Origin of the sequence: Methanococcoides sp. (genome assembly GCF_030594565.1) — an archaeon.
GTDB classification, from domain to species: Archaea; Halobacteriota; Methanosarcinia; order Methanosarcinales; family Methanosarcinaceae; genus Methanococcoides; species Methanococcoides seepicolus.
This window is the reverse complement of record NZ_JAUVEY010000053.1, coordinates 1-13,285: the sequence shown is the minus strand read 5'-3', so window position 1 is coordinate 13,285 and position 13,285 is coordinate 1. Positions and strand designations below refer to the sequence as shown.

Annotated in this window: 17 protein-coding genes and 1 pseudogene; 2 read left to right on the top strand and 16 right to left on the bottom strand. The window is 42.2% G+C overall.

The window, feature by feature from the left end; genetic code table 11:
* From QAS77_RS06055 to QAS77_RS06025, 7 genes are all read right to left on the bottom strand, one after another.
* The coding region (locus QAS77_RS06055) for a FeoB small GTPase domain-containing protein (protein ID WP_305064471.1) at nucleotides 1-348 on the bottom strand (348 nt) is incomplete at its 3' end.
* A 182-nt stretch (nucleotides 349-530) separates the two neighbouring features.
* Nucleotides 531-1,034 carry a metal-dependent transcriptional regulator gene (locus QAS77_RS06050; RefSeq protein WP_250867796.1) on the bottom strand — a complete coding sequence of 168 codons (504 nt, stop codon included), beginning with the start codon at nucleotides 1,032-1,034 and terminating at the stop codon, nucleotides 531-533.
* A gap of 98 nt (nucleotides 1,035-1,132) precedes the next feature.
* Complete coding sequence (locus QAS77_RS06045; RefSeq protein WP_305064470.1) at nucleotides 1,133-2,104, bottom strand: formylmethanofuran dehydrogenase; 972 nt, start codon at nucleotides 2,102-2,104, stop codon at nucleotides 1,133-1,135.
* A 9-nt stretch (nucleotides 2,105-2,113) separates the two neighbouring features.
* Nucleotides 2,114-2,482 (bottom strand): ATP-binding protein, encoded by a 369-nt coding sequence (locus QAS77_RS06040; protein WP_305064469.1) that lies wholly within the window; start codon nucleotides 2,480-2,482, stop codon nucleotides 2,114-2,116.
* Between the two features lie 14 nt (nucleotides 2,483-2,496).
* Nucleotides 2,497-2,811: a CGGC domain-containing protein gene (locus QAS77_RS06035; RefSeq protein ID WP_331522309.1), complete on the bottom strand. Its 315-nt coding sequence runs from the start codon at nucleotides 2,809-2,811 to the stop codon at nucleotides 2,497-2,499.
* 52 nt (nucleotides 2,812-2,863) lie between these two features.
* Complete coding sequence (locus QAS77_RS06030; protein ID WP_305064468.1) at nucleotides 2,864-3,616, bottom strand: DUF166 domain-containing protein; 753 nt, start codon at nucleotides 3,614-3,616, stop codon at nucleotides 2,864-2,866.
* A 112-nt stretch (nucleotides 3,617-3,728) separates the two neighbouring features.
* Nucleotides 3,729-4,388 (bottom strand): NAD(P)/FAD-dependent oxidoreductase, encoded by a 660-nt coding sequence (locus tag QAS77_RS06025; RefSeq protein ID WP_305064467.1) that lies wholly within the window; start codon nucleotides 4,386-4,388, stop codon nucleotides 3,729-3,731.
* Nucleotides 4,389-4,474: 86 nt separating this feature from the next.
* Between QAS77_RS06025 and QAS77_RS06020 the strand changes: the two genes are divergently transcribed.
* Nucleotides 4,475-4,831, top strand: a complete 357-nt coding sequence (locus QAS77_RS06020) for a winged helix-turn-helix transcriptional regulator (RefSeq protein ID WP_305064472.1) — start codon at nucleotides 4,475-4,477, stop codon at nucleotides 4,829-4,831.
* Nucleotides 4,832-4,842: 11 nt separating this feature from the next.
* Here the strand turns inward: QAS77_RS06020 and QAS77_RS06015 are convergent, their stop codons facing one another.
* The 5 genes from QAS77_RS06015 to QAS77_RS05995 form a co-directional block, all read right to left on the bottom strand.
* Nucleotides 4,843-5,046: a DUF1059 domain-containing protein gene (locus tag QAS77_RS06015; protein WP_305064466.1), complete on the bottom strand. Its 204-nt coding sequence runs from the start codon at nucleotides 5,044-5,046 to the stop codon at nucleotides 4,843-4,845.
* 42 nt (nucleotides 5,047-5,088) lie between these two features.
* On the bottom strand, nucleotides 5,089-5,814 hold the full coding sequence (locus QAS77_RS06010) for a hypothetical protein (protein WP_305064465.1): 726 nt from the start codon (nucleotides 5,812-5,814) through the stop codon (nucleotides 5,089-5,091).
* Between the two features lie 150 nt (nucleotides 5,815-5,964).
* A complete protein-coding gene (locus tag QAS77_RS06005) occupies nucleotides 5,965-6,390 on the bottom strand; it encodes a peptidylprolyl isomerase (RefSeq protein WP_250867803.1) in 426 nt (141 codons plus the stop codon).
* A gap of 92 nt (nucleotides 6,391-6,482) precedes the next feature.
* Nucleotides 6,483-7,925 carry a hypothetical protein gene (locus tag QAS77_RS06000; RefSeq protein WP_305064464.1) on the bottom strand — a complete coding sequence of 481 codons (1,443 nt, stop codon included), beginning with the start codon at nucleotides 7,923-7,925 and terminating at the stop codon, nucleotides 6,483-6,485.
* Nucleotides 7,922-8,326, bottom strand: a complete 405-nt coding sequence (locus QAS77_RS05995) for a type IV pilin N-terminal domain-containing protein (RefSeq protein ID WP_305064463.1) — start codon at nucleotides 8,324-8,326, stop codon at nucleotides 7,922-7,924. The genes QAS77_RS06000 and QAS77_RS05995 overlap by 4 nt, the downstream gene beginning before the upstream one ends.
* A 357-nt stretch (nucleotides 8,327-8,683) precedes the next feature.
* Here QAS77_RS05995 and QAS77_RS05990 point away from each other — a divergent pair, with 357 nt between their 5' ends.
* Nucleotides 8,684-8,944 carry a hypothetical protein gene (locus QAS77_RS05990; protein ID WP_250867806.1) on the top strand — a complete coding sequence of 87 codons (261 nt, stop codon included), beginning with the start codon at nucleotides 8,684-8,686 and terminating at the stop codon, nucleotides 8,942-8,944.
* Between the two features lie 339 nt (nucleotides 8,945-9,283).
* Here the strand turns inward: QAS77_RS05990 and thiC are convergent, their stop codons facing one another.
* The 4 genes and pseudogenes from thiC to QAS77_RS05970 form a co-directional block, all read right to left on the bottom strand.
* Nucleotides 9,284-10,567 (bottom strand): phosphomethylpyrimidine synthase ThiC, encoded by a 1,284-nt coding sequence (thiC, locus tag QAS77_RS05985; protein WP_305064462.1) that lies wholly within the window; start codon nucleotides 10,565-10,567, stop codon nucleotides 9,284-9,286.
* 447 nt (nucleotides 10,568-11,014) lie between these two features.
* Entirely contained in the window at nucleotides 11,015-11,941 is a 927-nt protein-coding gene (gene aglJ / locus QAS77_RS05980) for an S-layer glycoprotein N-glycosyltransferase AglJ (protein WP_305064461.1), read from the bottom strand.
* Nucleotides 11,942-12,493 carry a TATA-box-binding protein gene (locus QAS77_RS05975; protein WP_250867809.1) on the bottom strand — a complete coding sequence of 184 codons (552 nt, stop codon included), beginning with the start codon at nucleotides 12,491-12,493 and terminating at the stop codon, nucleotides 11,942-11,944.
* 174 nt (nucleotides 12,494-12,667) lie between these two features.
* A pseudogene (locus QAS77_RS05970) lies at nucleotides 12,668-13,285 on the bottom strand (SMC-Scp complex subunit ScpB); the annotation flags it as partial.

The following is a 13,285-nucleotide window of genomic DNA, read 5'->3' as shown; positions in this document are numbered from 1 at the left end:
AAGCATACGCTGGATGTTCTTCGCATCCACCACATGCACATAAACAAAAGGATCGTTGTCGAACAGATAGCTCTGTGATACGCGTTCCTCCTCAGTTATAGGTAGTAATGAGTACATCCCCGGCGTATCGATTATCTCGTATTCCTTCCCGTCGATCCGCCCTTTTCCCTTACTTATGGACACAGTTGTTCCCGGATAATTGGAAACTATAGCATAACTGTCCGAAAAGTGATTGAAGATGACACTCTTACCCACATTCGGATTCCCCACAAGGATTATCCGTTCAAGGTCGCTCTGGGTCTCATCTTCCTGACCGCAGCAGCGTTTCTTTTTTAGTATAGACAACATTTGTTCACGAGCCTCCAAAATTTAGGCTATCCTAATATAGTGGTGACTAGTTAACCATAGCATATAAATTTTGGCGTGCCTAACATATTGAGCATGGTTTAAATTATAAGAAATAGAAATGGGACCAATAAAGTCCAAGATCAAAAAAGGATAGGTTCTGAAGTCTTAGCGTTCAGGAAGTCTCAAGATCGATCCTTGCACCCTTTTTTGAGATCTTTGCCAAAGGAAGAAGAGATGTTGTTTTTCTTTCTGCAGTTTGGGATCTCGCCTTTTTCACAAAATTCCTTAAAATTGAGGAAGAATTTTGGCATTTCTTCTCTGCAGTTAACAAAATCGCTGAACTTTGTCAGCCTTTCAAGGGTCTCAGGAGTTATGACATGCTCCATCTTGCAGGCATCATCGTCTGCGGTATCTTCATCCACACCAAGGAGGACGAGGAACTCATGCAACACACTGAACTTTTCCTTCGTGCTTCTCGCAAGCTTTCTTCCCTCAGCGGTGAGAGTAACACCGCCATACTTCTCGTAATTGATGAATCCTTCCCTTGTCAGCTTTTTGAACATTCCCGTGACACTGGACGGACTTACATCAAGGAATCGTGCGATATCTTTTACCTGAGAATAGCCCTTTTTCTCAATAATGGTATCAATAGCCTTAAGGTAGTCTTCAGTTCTCTCCGTAGTCAAGTATATCCAACCTTTTTAGGTATAACAAATATAATGAAGATACAATGTTTGTTATTTAAATAGATTATGTAAGAAAAAATAGAGGATGAACTTGAAGATCAGTCCAATTTACGCATGAATATGGACCCATCCCTCATTTTTACCTTGACGTATTGTTCTTTTTCTTCACCGACCTCATATTTGTTATACAGCATGGACTCCACTCGCCCTGCGCCGGTCAACTTTCGAACGATAGAGATGTCCTGACCACCCTCCCGCACTTTTTCAGCAGGAGGAGCAGGTGTCACTTTCTTTTTTGAATATATCGTGCCACCGAGCATACCGGCACCTACATACCCCTTAGCATCATTGAAAATGAGAGTTCCAGCTTTCATATAAGCACCGGAGAATTCCCCCACCGTACCTTCTATCACAACAGAGCCACCATTCAGATGAGCACCGGTGTTAAGACCAGCATTCCCCTGCACATTGACAATACCCCTTTCCATAAGAAGCCCTGTTCCGTTGTAAACATCACCTTTTACGATAATTTCTGCATCACAATCACATCTTGAGGCCAGAGTTCCCCGCAGGATACCATCATCGAGGATAAGTTTACCATTTACCACATCGAACTCGTTCTCACAAAGCTCTTCAACACCATTGACACACAGAAGTTCAGTGATGGAAATGAACTTTCGGTATCCTTCAACATCGGACACGACCTCGATGATGTTGCCAAAGGGCTGTTCAATATCGCCTGTAATGTAAAACGAGCCTGCGGACATCCCCATCCCTGCTTCCGGCCCCACATTCCCTTCAACGAAGATGTTACCGGCAGCTTCGGTCTTGCCGCTACCTCCGAAATGGGCAAGGTCAACTCCCAGAGAGTAGGCAAAACGACCACCTACACTCCCTTTGATGTGAACGTCATTTCCTTTCTTAAGCTCGTCCACAAGTTGCTGATAGGTATATTTCGTACCACTCTGGCCCGGTATGGTCGCAGATGGCTCCATCTCTTTCTCATACCAGTAGAAATTGAATGTATAATCACATACGTTGTCAGGTACAGATGTCAGTTCAAGCTCCATTTACCGCTCTCACCCATGGATAAGTTGAGGCAGACAGCGTGTGCAGACCCAGAGGCTTTCCATATTGTGCCTCATGGGCAGGAGGTATCTTTCGTTTTCCCCGGCACCGCAACTGAAACAGGAGATAGAGATATCCGTGCTCTTGGGTTGAGCCTCTGCCTTTTCAGCATTGAACTCCACAGTCTGCCTTTCCTCTATCGTGATAGCACCTTCAGGACAGACACCGATACAGAATCCCATACCATCACAAAGATCTTCAGAAACGACCTTTGCCTTTCCGTCAATTATCTGTATAGCCCCTTCGGCACAAGGTGAAACACATTGTCCACAGCCAGTACATTTATCCTCATCTATCTTAACGATCATTCTTTTAACCATTCTCTATATCTCCTTTAGTGATGTGTTCCTTCAACAATTTCGATGCCTGCATCAGTGATGGTCTTCTTGATCGAATCAATGTGCGGGCATTCCGGATAGTTCTTCATGATCATGCATGAGCTCAGGTGTATCACGTCAATATCGTGTTTTTTCAGGGAACGCACCAGTCGGAAGACCCTTCTTCCTGAACATCCCCCGCATGTGAAGAATGCGATCATCTCAGTATCATCATCGTAGTCTGCAAACTTTACTTTCCTGGCATTGAACGCCTTTAGGCACCCAACTCCGGGACATGCTTCGGAAACAATATCGCATCGTAGTACTGCTATTTTTTTGGGTATTTCTTCAGTAATGATATCACCTCATTTTCAAGTGTGCTCTTCACTCCTTTTTGAAACCCGAAGCTTCTTCCACACTTCCCCTTATGATGTAACCTGCTTCATGCAATATCGTATCTTTCAGTTGGGTGTCCTTATCCATGCTGGCAGTACAAGGGTATGCATGATGTGCCCCCGACACGATCTCTTTGTAATCTTCAATATCCGTCCACCTTAATTTTTTTGCAACATACCAGGTAGAGCCACAGGGTGCATCCCTGAGCACCTGCACATGGGAAAATATCCTCCGGTCAGGATCGATCCCGATCCTCAGCAGGGGCCTTCCAAATCCCATATCAACAAATTCATCGATAAGGGCCTTGCCTGTTTTTGTCAGTGAACAGAAGGGCTTGGGGAACTCACAGTCAATTCCAGCGGATTCCAGCTTTTCCTTGACCTGCTGTACAAGTCCTGCAGGTGCAAGTTTTGGCACTTCCACAGGTGCTATAACTGCCTTTGCTTTAGCATTGGCTGCTATTTCAGGAAGTACTGAAAAGATGTCGGGATGCAGGTCCATGGCTATGAGGAGGTCACATTCACCCACATTTTTCGGGATGTGATCGAAAGGATCATCTATGAACTCAGGAAGATCGTCAGGGAACTCATAGATATCAACAATGCTATCAGCATGCGATCTTTTAAGTTCACGGCAGTGGTCACACAGATCCCCACACGAGGTACAGAAAGTGCTTGAGTTGACGATATTGCCTATGACCTTTTTACCGAACTCACCATTATAATAGAAACTTATCCTCATTGTTAACTCCCTTAAGCCATCAGGAATTGGGTTGCTCTAAAAACGATATGAACCAAACAAAGAAGAAAAAAGGGCTATTTGAAGCCCTCAATTTATGAAAGATCCTAACAGCTTAAAGCCCGACTTCCTTCTTGAAGGTGTCAAGTCCGATCTCTTCGATGATCTTTCCAATACGCTGTTTCTTTGCATGTGACTTATAGAATGAAATGATAGTGTCAACAAGTGAAAGAACCTCGTCCTCATCAAGTTCTTCAGCGATAGTATCTGCAAGGCGTGGTTTAAGACCTGCACTACCTCCGACCATTACAGTGAATCCCTTAGGAGTACCCATTATTCCAATATCTTTTATGGCACTTTCTGCACATGAGTTCATACAACCGGAAACACCCATCTTGAGCTTTGATGGAAGCTCCATTCCATGGTATTTCTCATCCAGTTTGAGTCCAAGCCCTACAGCGTCCTGTTGTCCCCTCTTACAGAATGTGGTTCCCGGACAGATCTTCACACTTCTTACACAAAGCCCTATTGCTGCCCCTGGTTTAATCCCAAGGTCATCCCAGGCATTATCCAGGTCATCTTCTTTAAGTCCAACAATGGCAAGTCTCTGTGCTGATGTGACCTTAATTGCAGCAGCTCCGTATTTTTCAGAAACATCTGCGATCTTTCTGAGAATATCAGGCGTTGCAATACCACCAGGAATATGTGGTGCGATAGCGAATGTTTCCTTGTCTCTCTGAACAATAGCTCCCTTTTCAAGTATATCTTTTGACATTTTTTGATCACTCCGATTGATATCTTTTTGTTATCAAGTATATTTGAGATACTTCTATATATAATGGCAGTTTCTTGGTAGATACTATGAAGGACTGTACCATCTACAAAACGATCGATATCATTGGCAAGAGGTGGACTTTGTGCATACTTCTTGAGCTGTACAAAGGGAATAACAGTGAAAAACGATTCAACGAACTTAAGAAAAAAATCACAGGTATTACTCCGAAGACCCTTTCCACAAGGCTAAAGGAACTTGGAGAAGACGGTCTTGTTAAAAGGACTCTTGATGAGACCACTGACCCCATGGTATACACTTACTCCCTATCAGAAAGTGGAGCGGAGTTCATAGAGATCATCCAGTCTATCAAAAAATGGGGTCTTGAATGGAAATTCGAGAATAAAGCATGCGAACTTTCAAAATGCAAGAACTGTAAATTGTGAACGGAACCACATCAAAGGGCTCCACACCCACAGCCCCTGCTCAAAGGAACGGACATACGTGCTTTGATATCAGCAAGGTCCTCATCCGAAAGACCCTCATGGGCCTCTTTGATATGCACCAGCATTTTCTGTATAACACTGTCAGCTTCAGCTGCGCTGCCGGTTGCAATGAAGTCACAATTAAACCCAAAGTCCCTGCATTTAATTATCTTCACTTTTTGTCCCCCATGGATAGTTGAATTAAAAATAGGCAGGGATTACATCCTGCCAATAATATCAAATACGGGTATCAAGGGCCTGATGGCATCCTCGCACTCAACGTTTTCCGCGCACAGCTTTCTAAGACCGTTACATTTATTGATCAATTTGCTGACATCATTTGTAGCGGCATCATTGATCTGATCTGCCATATCAAGAATGTCCTTGAAGTCACCGTCTCTTTCGGACAGGTTCGCCCTGAACGTATCTATTTCATCTTCCAATACCGGTTGAACAGCAGCTCTGAAAACCCTCAGGCAATTATCTGTAAAACCACATTCTACGTCCCTATTCATATCACATTCATCATCTGTTATTTCCATAGATGACATTTTTGCGAACAGGTGTGAAAGAATGGTCCTCTGTTCTGTCAGATACTTTATGAATGTGAACTTCAGCTTATGGCTGTTTGCCGTCTTTGGTTTTAGTTCAAGGGTTACATAAGGAAGAGCTGAGCGGTATGTATCGGTAAATTCATCCACTTTCTGAGGATAAAATCTCTGTAACAGGTCCAGAACTTCTTCAGACCATTTCTGATATTCCACAGAAAGGATTGCCTGTGACTCTTTAGCTTCGCCCACGAGTGGGAGTATCCTGTATTTTCCTTCCGCCTCATTCTCGTTCTTTTCAAATTCGAGGAATGGATACATTTTAGCAGGAAGATCTTCGATCTCATTGAGCACAATACTTGCTAATCTTACACGATTGAACGTCTTTCGATCCATGTTACACCTTATATTTCACTACGTAGCAATATAAAAAAAGGAACAATACCAAGGCAAATTTTCTATAAGGATATGAATATCCAATAACTTGAAAATATCCTTGTATTGCCCCACGTTATTCTTCAAAAAGAAAGAATGGATACTATAGTATCAATCTTCTTCTACTGTTAATTTGGTCATGACGTCACTCTGTTTGATAGCATTGACAACATCCATGCCTTCGATGACCTTTCCGAATACAGTGTGTACACCATCAAGATGTGGCTGAGGAGAGTGAGTGATGAAGAACTGACTTCCACCAGTGTTCTTTCCAGCATGTGCCATTGAAAGAGCGCCCTTTGTATGTCTCTTTGGATTTATCTCACATTTGATAGAGTAGCCTGGCCCACCGGTACCATTGCCTTTTGGACATCCTGCCTGGATCATGAAGTTAGAGATCACCCTGTGGAAAGTCAGACCGTTGTAAAAGCCCTGTTTAATAAGTTTCTCAAAGTTAGCAACCGTTTTGGGTGCATCCTTTTCAAAAAGTTCGAGTACTATAGTTCCTTTATTTGTCTCAATTATTGCTTTTTTCATTATTGATCTCCTTTCGGAATTATGGCAATCGATAATTTAAGGGTTTCCGTATTACTTATTGAAAAAATAAAAATTGACCATGTTGCTCAATTTCATGGTCTGTCTGCAATTTTCAGGTCATGTGACTTAACCTTCATATGGATCGTAGAATTCGTGTCGATGACATTCATTTTGACAAACTGTGGTGTTGAATTAAGGGAAACGTTCATTGTTACATTAATTGTACCATTTCCTGTTTCATTCAATGTTACTATCTCGCTTTTCATCTTCTCAAAAAATGAGATCCAGATATCTTTTGTTTCAGGATACAGGTTTTTGGTAATTGACACAGTCCCCGTATCCCCCTCCACAATAGTCTCCGTGTCGGCAGTTATGTACATCTTTTCGAGATCGTTTCCAAATTCCTGGTAATCCCCTTCAAGCACAGCCCCCCAAATTCCCAATTCAAGACTTCCGTTCGTTCCTGACACGGAAATTGGCGGTTCGATCTTAAAAACCGCACCATCATCCTGTTTGAGGATGACAGCACCATTCTCATAGATGTAGCTTTGATCCACCATAAAATTGTAGTCAGAATGTATCTTGAAAGTACCTCTACCAATACAGGAATCATCAAAAAAACATGCATCCCCTGTGTTCGAGTAGGTGAGATTTGTAACATGATCGTTTGTAACATATTCGAATCTCTGCGATGAGTCTATAACGTGATTGTAGTTCACGTAATCAAAGATGTATGTCTCACCGATGCTCATGTAATGCTGAACAAGATCATACAGAGGTGCAGAATCGCCGTTTGTGTATGTAGTCCCATTTATTGTCACTGGATTGTCACTCATCAGTGTAAGAGAAGTATCATTTGTAAGTAGATCGATATGAACGTAATCATCATTATAAACGTATATCTTCGGATCGTCTGAGGTACTATAAACCATTATTGCATTGTTTTCCCATACCTCGACCGGAGTTCCATAACGCATATTAATTGCAAGGTCTTTCCCACTAGTTCCCTCTGCAAAGAAATGGATCCATCTATTATGGGTCGTTGTCCTGAGCTGGACATCAAAAAGATCATCCACTCCTCCTGGATTGGACGTTACGATTCCTGTTTGCAAGAACTCGAATTCAAATGCGGTAATAGGATTTGGTGTATCCGCCATATCCTTTACAAGTAACCCAAATTGATAGGGATCATCCGCTTCCATAATATTCGAAACATGTGTCGAAATTATAAGATCCCCTTCAGTTTCGTTCAACTCCAGATAACCAATCGATCGGGAATTGGAAACCAGAGGTACATCTTCGGTTCCAAGATCGATTATCAGTGACCTTGGAAGGGAATCGGTCAATTCGCTCTGGAATTTTAGATTTCGGAAGTTTTCTGACATCTGTTTGCTATGCTCAGCTTCTGCATCGCCTTCATAGATAGGGACCCAGGTAGAAGTTACTACCGATAAAAAAGTGATCATTATTGCCAGCAAAAGTATAGCACCAACAACAACAGATACTGCATTCTCATCTTTTAAAAATAGCTTCATATTAACAACTCCTGTGATGGGAGATGAACTATTTTCAAGCCAGTATTGTTCGTGTCAAGAATTATCAGCGTCCCGATATTCCATTCCTCTGTTTCATTAACAGGTGAAGATGAATTGATAGAAACTTCCTGACCTTCTGCCATGAACTTCATGTCCTTTACCTTAATGGGTTCTCCCCCCATATGGTAAATATCGAGGGTCGAACCGTTTAGACGGACCTCAATATCTGTATGCGGGACATCTGGTGGCGGGCTTAAGCTGAAAATAGCAGAAGCTATTATTGCGCTCATGATCATTGTTATTGCCACCATCATGATAGTTCCAACAACATCTGAAACACCACGTCGATCGTTACAAATAGAGTTCTTTGAATATTGCCTATCAACCTTTCCCGACTTCATTCTCCCGAACATAATACCCCTTCAGAAATTTCTAAACATGATACTGCAAAATAAATATATTTTATTCTATATATGCATGCCCATTTATAAAATGCTATGTCTGCTATACTTTTTTCGAAATGCATCAACAAGCAATTGTATAAGCTTGATTATGTAATCACACCCATAACAATGCATATATATCAAAAGTTTCAGTTTTGAAGAGAATAGAGATGTTGACATAATTTCATTATTTTGCGGTTTTATTTATAATAGTTTGATAATTGGAAAAAACTTAAGTCCAATGCCGTATTCAATATAGATGTTTACCAAAATCATTTTATATGTGTAAGGAGTGTTAAAATGGGTGTTACTAAAATGATTAATTCAATTCTTGAAATGATAAAGAATGTTCCAGAGGGACAGGAACTGTCAGGTTATATCTATTTGCTTGACGGTGCATCATCCTCTATCATTTGGTATGATAACATTACAGATTGCAGCCAAGTGGAAGAAGACGATGTTACTTGGTTGATCATCAAATATGAAAATCCTGACTATGGGTCATCGATCCTTGTAGTTCAGAAGGCGAATGTATCAAAACTTGACCTTTCGTACGTAACAAAGACACCATACTGATCTATTAGAGTGAGACAAAAGATAATTGAAAATATTTATTGCACCATTCTACACCAGAATGGTGAATAATATCTTATTTTTATGATCGATTAGACAGGACCTTACTAGCTGTTGCTGTGTCTACTAACTACCCCCTATTCTACTGAATTTTGCCCCGTCCTACTAGTAGGCACTCAATCCTACTGGCTATAACCACCCCACTAGCCGTCAACTCTCCTACTAGCTGATGCTATATTTAACTACTATCAGAGATAATGGGTTTTAATTCTAAAAACAATATGAAAAATCACAGGACAAAAAAGAATTCAAAAAAAGAAGTTAAAAGTAATGCCAATGGCATTACTTTGCGAGATTGTAGTTCTGGTTGACGATCTTCACAGCACAGAAGTCACCGCACATTGTGCATGCATCTTCATCTGCTGAAGCTCTCTCGGTTCTGATCTTTCTTGCGAGTTCTGGGTCGAGTGCAAGATCGAACATCTTCTTCCAGTCAAGGTCTCTGCGTGCCCTGCCCATTGCAAGGTCCTGATCTCTCTTTCCGAGTTTGACCATGTCACCGACGTGTGCTGCGATCTTGGATGTCTGGACACCCTCAACAACATCATCGATGTTTGGAAGTGCAAGGTGCTCTGCAGGAGTTACGTAGCAGAGGAAGTCACAGCCGTGTGATGCGGATGTTGCTGCACCGATAGCGGTTACGATGTGGTCTCTTCCTGGAGAGATATCTGTTACAAGTGGACCGAGCATGTAGAATGGCTTGTGTCCACTCATGGACTTCATGAGTTTAACGTTCATCTCTACTTCATCGAGTGGTACGTGACCTGGGCCTTCTACAATTACCTGAAGGTCATACTTGTCGTGTGCTTTCTGTGCGCACTCAGAGTTGATGATGAGCTCCTGTACCTGTGCCCTGTCGGTAGCATCGTGGATAGCACCTGCGCGCATTCCGTTACCAGTGGAGAGAACAACATCGTGCTCTTTAAGGATCTCACAGAGGTAGTCGAACTCAGCGTAAAGTGGGTTTTCCTTCTCGTTGTGGAGCATCCATGTGGTCATGAAAGCACCGCCACGTGAACAGATACCACCATAGCGACCGTGTGCTTTGAGCCTGTCGAGAACGATGTTGTTGATACCGGTGTGGATAGCCATGAAGTTGGTACCGAGCTTTGCCTGCTGTTCAGTTGCATTCCACAGATCATCTTCTGTCATGTGGATGATAGAACCATCTCTCTTTGCAGCGCCAATGAACGCCTGGTAGAGTGGGACTGAACCAACGGAGAGTGAGATAGCGTCACATACCTTCTTTCTGATGCTAAGGAAATCTCCACCTGTTCCAAGCTCCATAAGGGTGTCAGCCCCTGCAGCTTCTGCAGCCTTTGCTTTTGCGACTTCCATGTCTTCATCGATGATATCTGAAGATGCACCAATGGATGCATTTACCTTTGTTGTAAGACCTTCGCCGATACCACAGAGCTTAACGTCCCTGTATGGAGAGGTTGGGATTACGATCCTACCTGCAGCGATTCCGCGCATAATGAACTCAGGCTCTAAGCCTTCGACCTTTGCGACTACTTTCATAGCTTCCGTAATTTTACCAGCTTTTGCATCTTCTACAATTGACATGATTAAACCTCGTGATTAGTTATCCCAAAAAAGAAGGTATTTTATTTAAGTATTGTCACAAAATGAACTTGAGAGCCAATCAAGTAAAGTTGAATATAAAACAATATATCTCAATTATACTAAGACATCTAAATCCAAAGATCCAAGTATCTAAAAAATAAAAGTGCCTTTAACTACCGTTTGAAGTAGGGCATGACAAACAAGACAATATTATTCCAAGTCCGTGAAAAACCAAAAACTCAAGTTTTGTTGAATATTTATAAAGTAAGATTACTTGAGTTTGATAAAATTTTCATATAGATGCCATCATTGGAGATTGTAGCATATCCGACCGAACATTGCCAAAGCATAATAGAGATAATAGAAGAAGATAAAAAACAATAGAGGTATGATCAAAGGATAATAGACCATAATATTAGAGCAACATCACAAATAAGTGAATAAGTTTCACTCATCTCTTTTTCTGAGTATGCGCATTGACTCCCTGTGGAGAGAAACTATAAGATCGCTCAACATTCCGAAAATGAACATCTGAATTCCAGAAAGTATAAGCAATGCCGTTAAAACGGTCATCGGAATGCGAGTTACCCCGTTCATCCACTCGTTTACCACATAAAGACCAACAGCAATACCTGAAAGTGTTAATCCGGTACCTAATATTCCAAAGTAGAACATCGGATTATGCAATCTTGCCATTCTGATTATGGTCTTACCGATCTTCAACCCATCTCTTAACGGATTGAGCTTTGTATCCGCAGAGGAATGCCTTGCGACATAAGTGATAGGAACAACTTCGACCTTCATCTCGTGCTTAACACTCTCGACCGTTATCTCGGTCTCGATCTCAAAACCCATTTCGGTCAGAGAAAGGTTCTTTATCACATGGCGTGTGAACCCGCGATATCCTGTCAGTATATCCTCCAGCCAGATACCGTATGCAAACCCGAAAAGTTTGTTAAGTGCCCTATTCCCTGCCAGATTCAATCTTGTAAAAGCGCCGGATTCAAAATTGGCCATCCTGTTCCCGAGGGTATGATCAGCGCGGCCATCGAGTATAGGCTGGAGCACAGCATGAACATCACTGGCAAGATAAGTACCGTCGCCATCTATCATGACGGTGTAAGGCTCTTCGATCAGCTGAAATGCTTCCTGAACAGCCTGCCCTTTACCCTTACCTTCCTGAACAATGACCTTTGCACCGTTCTCTTCAGCAAGCTGACGAGTATTGTCGGAACTATGGCCATCTATAACAAGAATGTTCTCAAAACCTTCCGATCGGAAATCCTTGATAAGCTGTACAATGGTAGCCTCCTCATTCAATGTAGGAATGAGGATGCAAACATCGTTTTTGTCCAGTGAGGTTTGAATATTCATTTACAGAAGTCCCATGTTGTCAAGCTGCTGCCTTACAACCTCAACTCCTTGCTCACAGTGCTGAGGTGATTTACCGCCTGTGACCACAAGTTTACCGGAGCTGAAAATGAGTACTACTACTTTTGGATCAGCAATCCTGTAAACGAGTCCTGGGAACTGCTCAGGCTCATACTCGATATTCTCGAGACCGAGTCCTATAGCAATTGCGTTGAGATTGAGGGTAGCATGAAGGTCAGCTGAAGCAACAATGTTCTGTACAGTGATCTCAGGGTCTACAATAGTCTCCATGCCGATACCGTTGAGCTTCTTTGCCATATTGCCAATGACTATGTGCACATCAGCAACGTTCTTAGCACCGGTACATACGACCTTACCGGATGTGAATACAAGGAATGCGGCCTTTGGGTCAGTAACACGATAGACAAGCCCAGGGAATTTCTGCTTGTTGTATTCCGCACCCTCGAATTCCGCTTCGATCTTTATGAGGTCGAACTCTTCTGCAAGTTTAGTTGATGCGACCACGTTTTCTATTTTGATATTATATTCCGACATGTCCTTGGACTCTTCTGCAAGTTCAGTTGATGCGACCACATTTTCTATTTTGATATTAGATTCCGACATTTCTTTGACCTTCAGTATTATAAGGAAAGGTATATTCGCAAGCGCAGTATATATACTTATACCCTTTCCTTTATATATCTACTTAAAAACTATATCAATTAAATTTTAGTCTTCGAGCTTCTTCAATCCATCGATGATAGCATCATATTTTTTGCATACCCTCTCAATGATATCGCCTTCGATAGAAGAGTGAGTAGGAACCAGAATATCAGCCCCCTCAGTAACGTTCATGCCTTCACTTGATGTGCCATAGTCAGGTGCTATAACCACCCCTTCTGTTGAAATACCAAGGCGCAGATCACTGACGATCCGTGCGATCATGTCCGTTGCGGGCCTGACCTTTTTACTGATCACAAGTGCCTTTGACACATATCTCTCCCTCAGTTCTGTAATGAGTTCGATGCTCTCTTTTACCCGCTCTGGATCAGCCACGTTCTCAAGTAACTTAATGGCATCTATGACATCCTCAAACGTGGTAGACCTTACCTCGATTATCTCCCCGTCATAATTATTAGTTACTTTTTCAGTGTAACCTTTTGCTATTACAAGCTTATAAACATCAGCAAGCTCGTCCAGTTCTTCTTCAGTAGGATCATAGGCATTGATCGTCCTGTAGTCCTTTATACCACAAAGGTCCACAAGGGACCTGTACATCGGAGTAAAACCAATGAACTTACGTCCCAGCCATCTATCAAGGCCTTCCTTACCGCTTTGCTGGCGTGA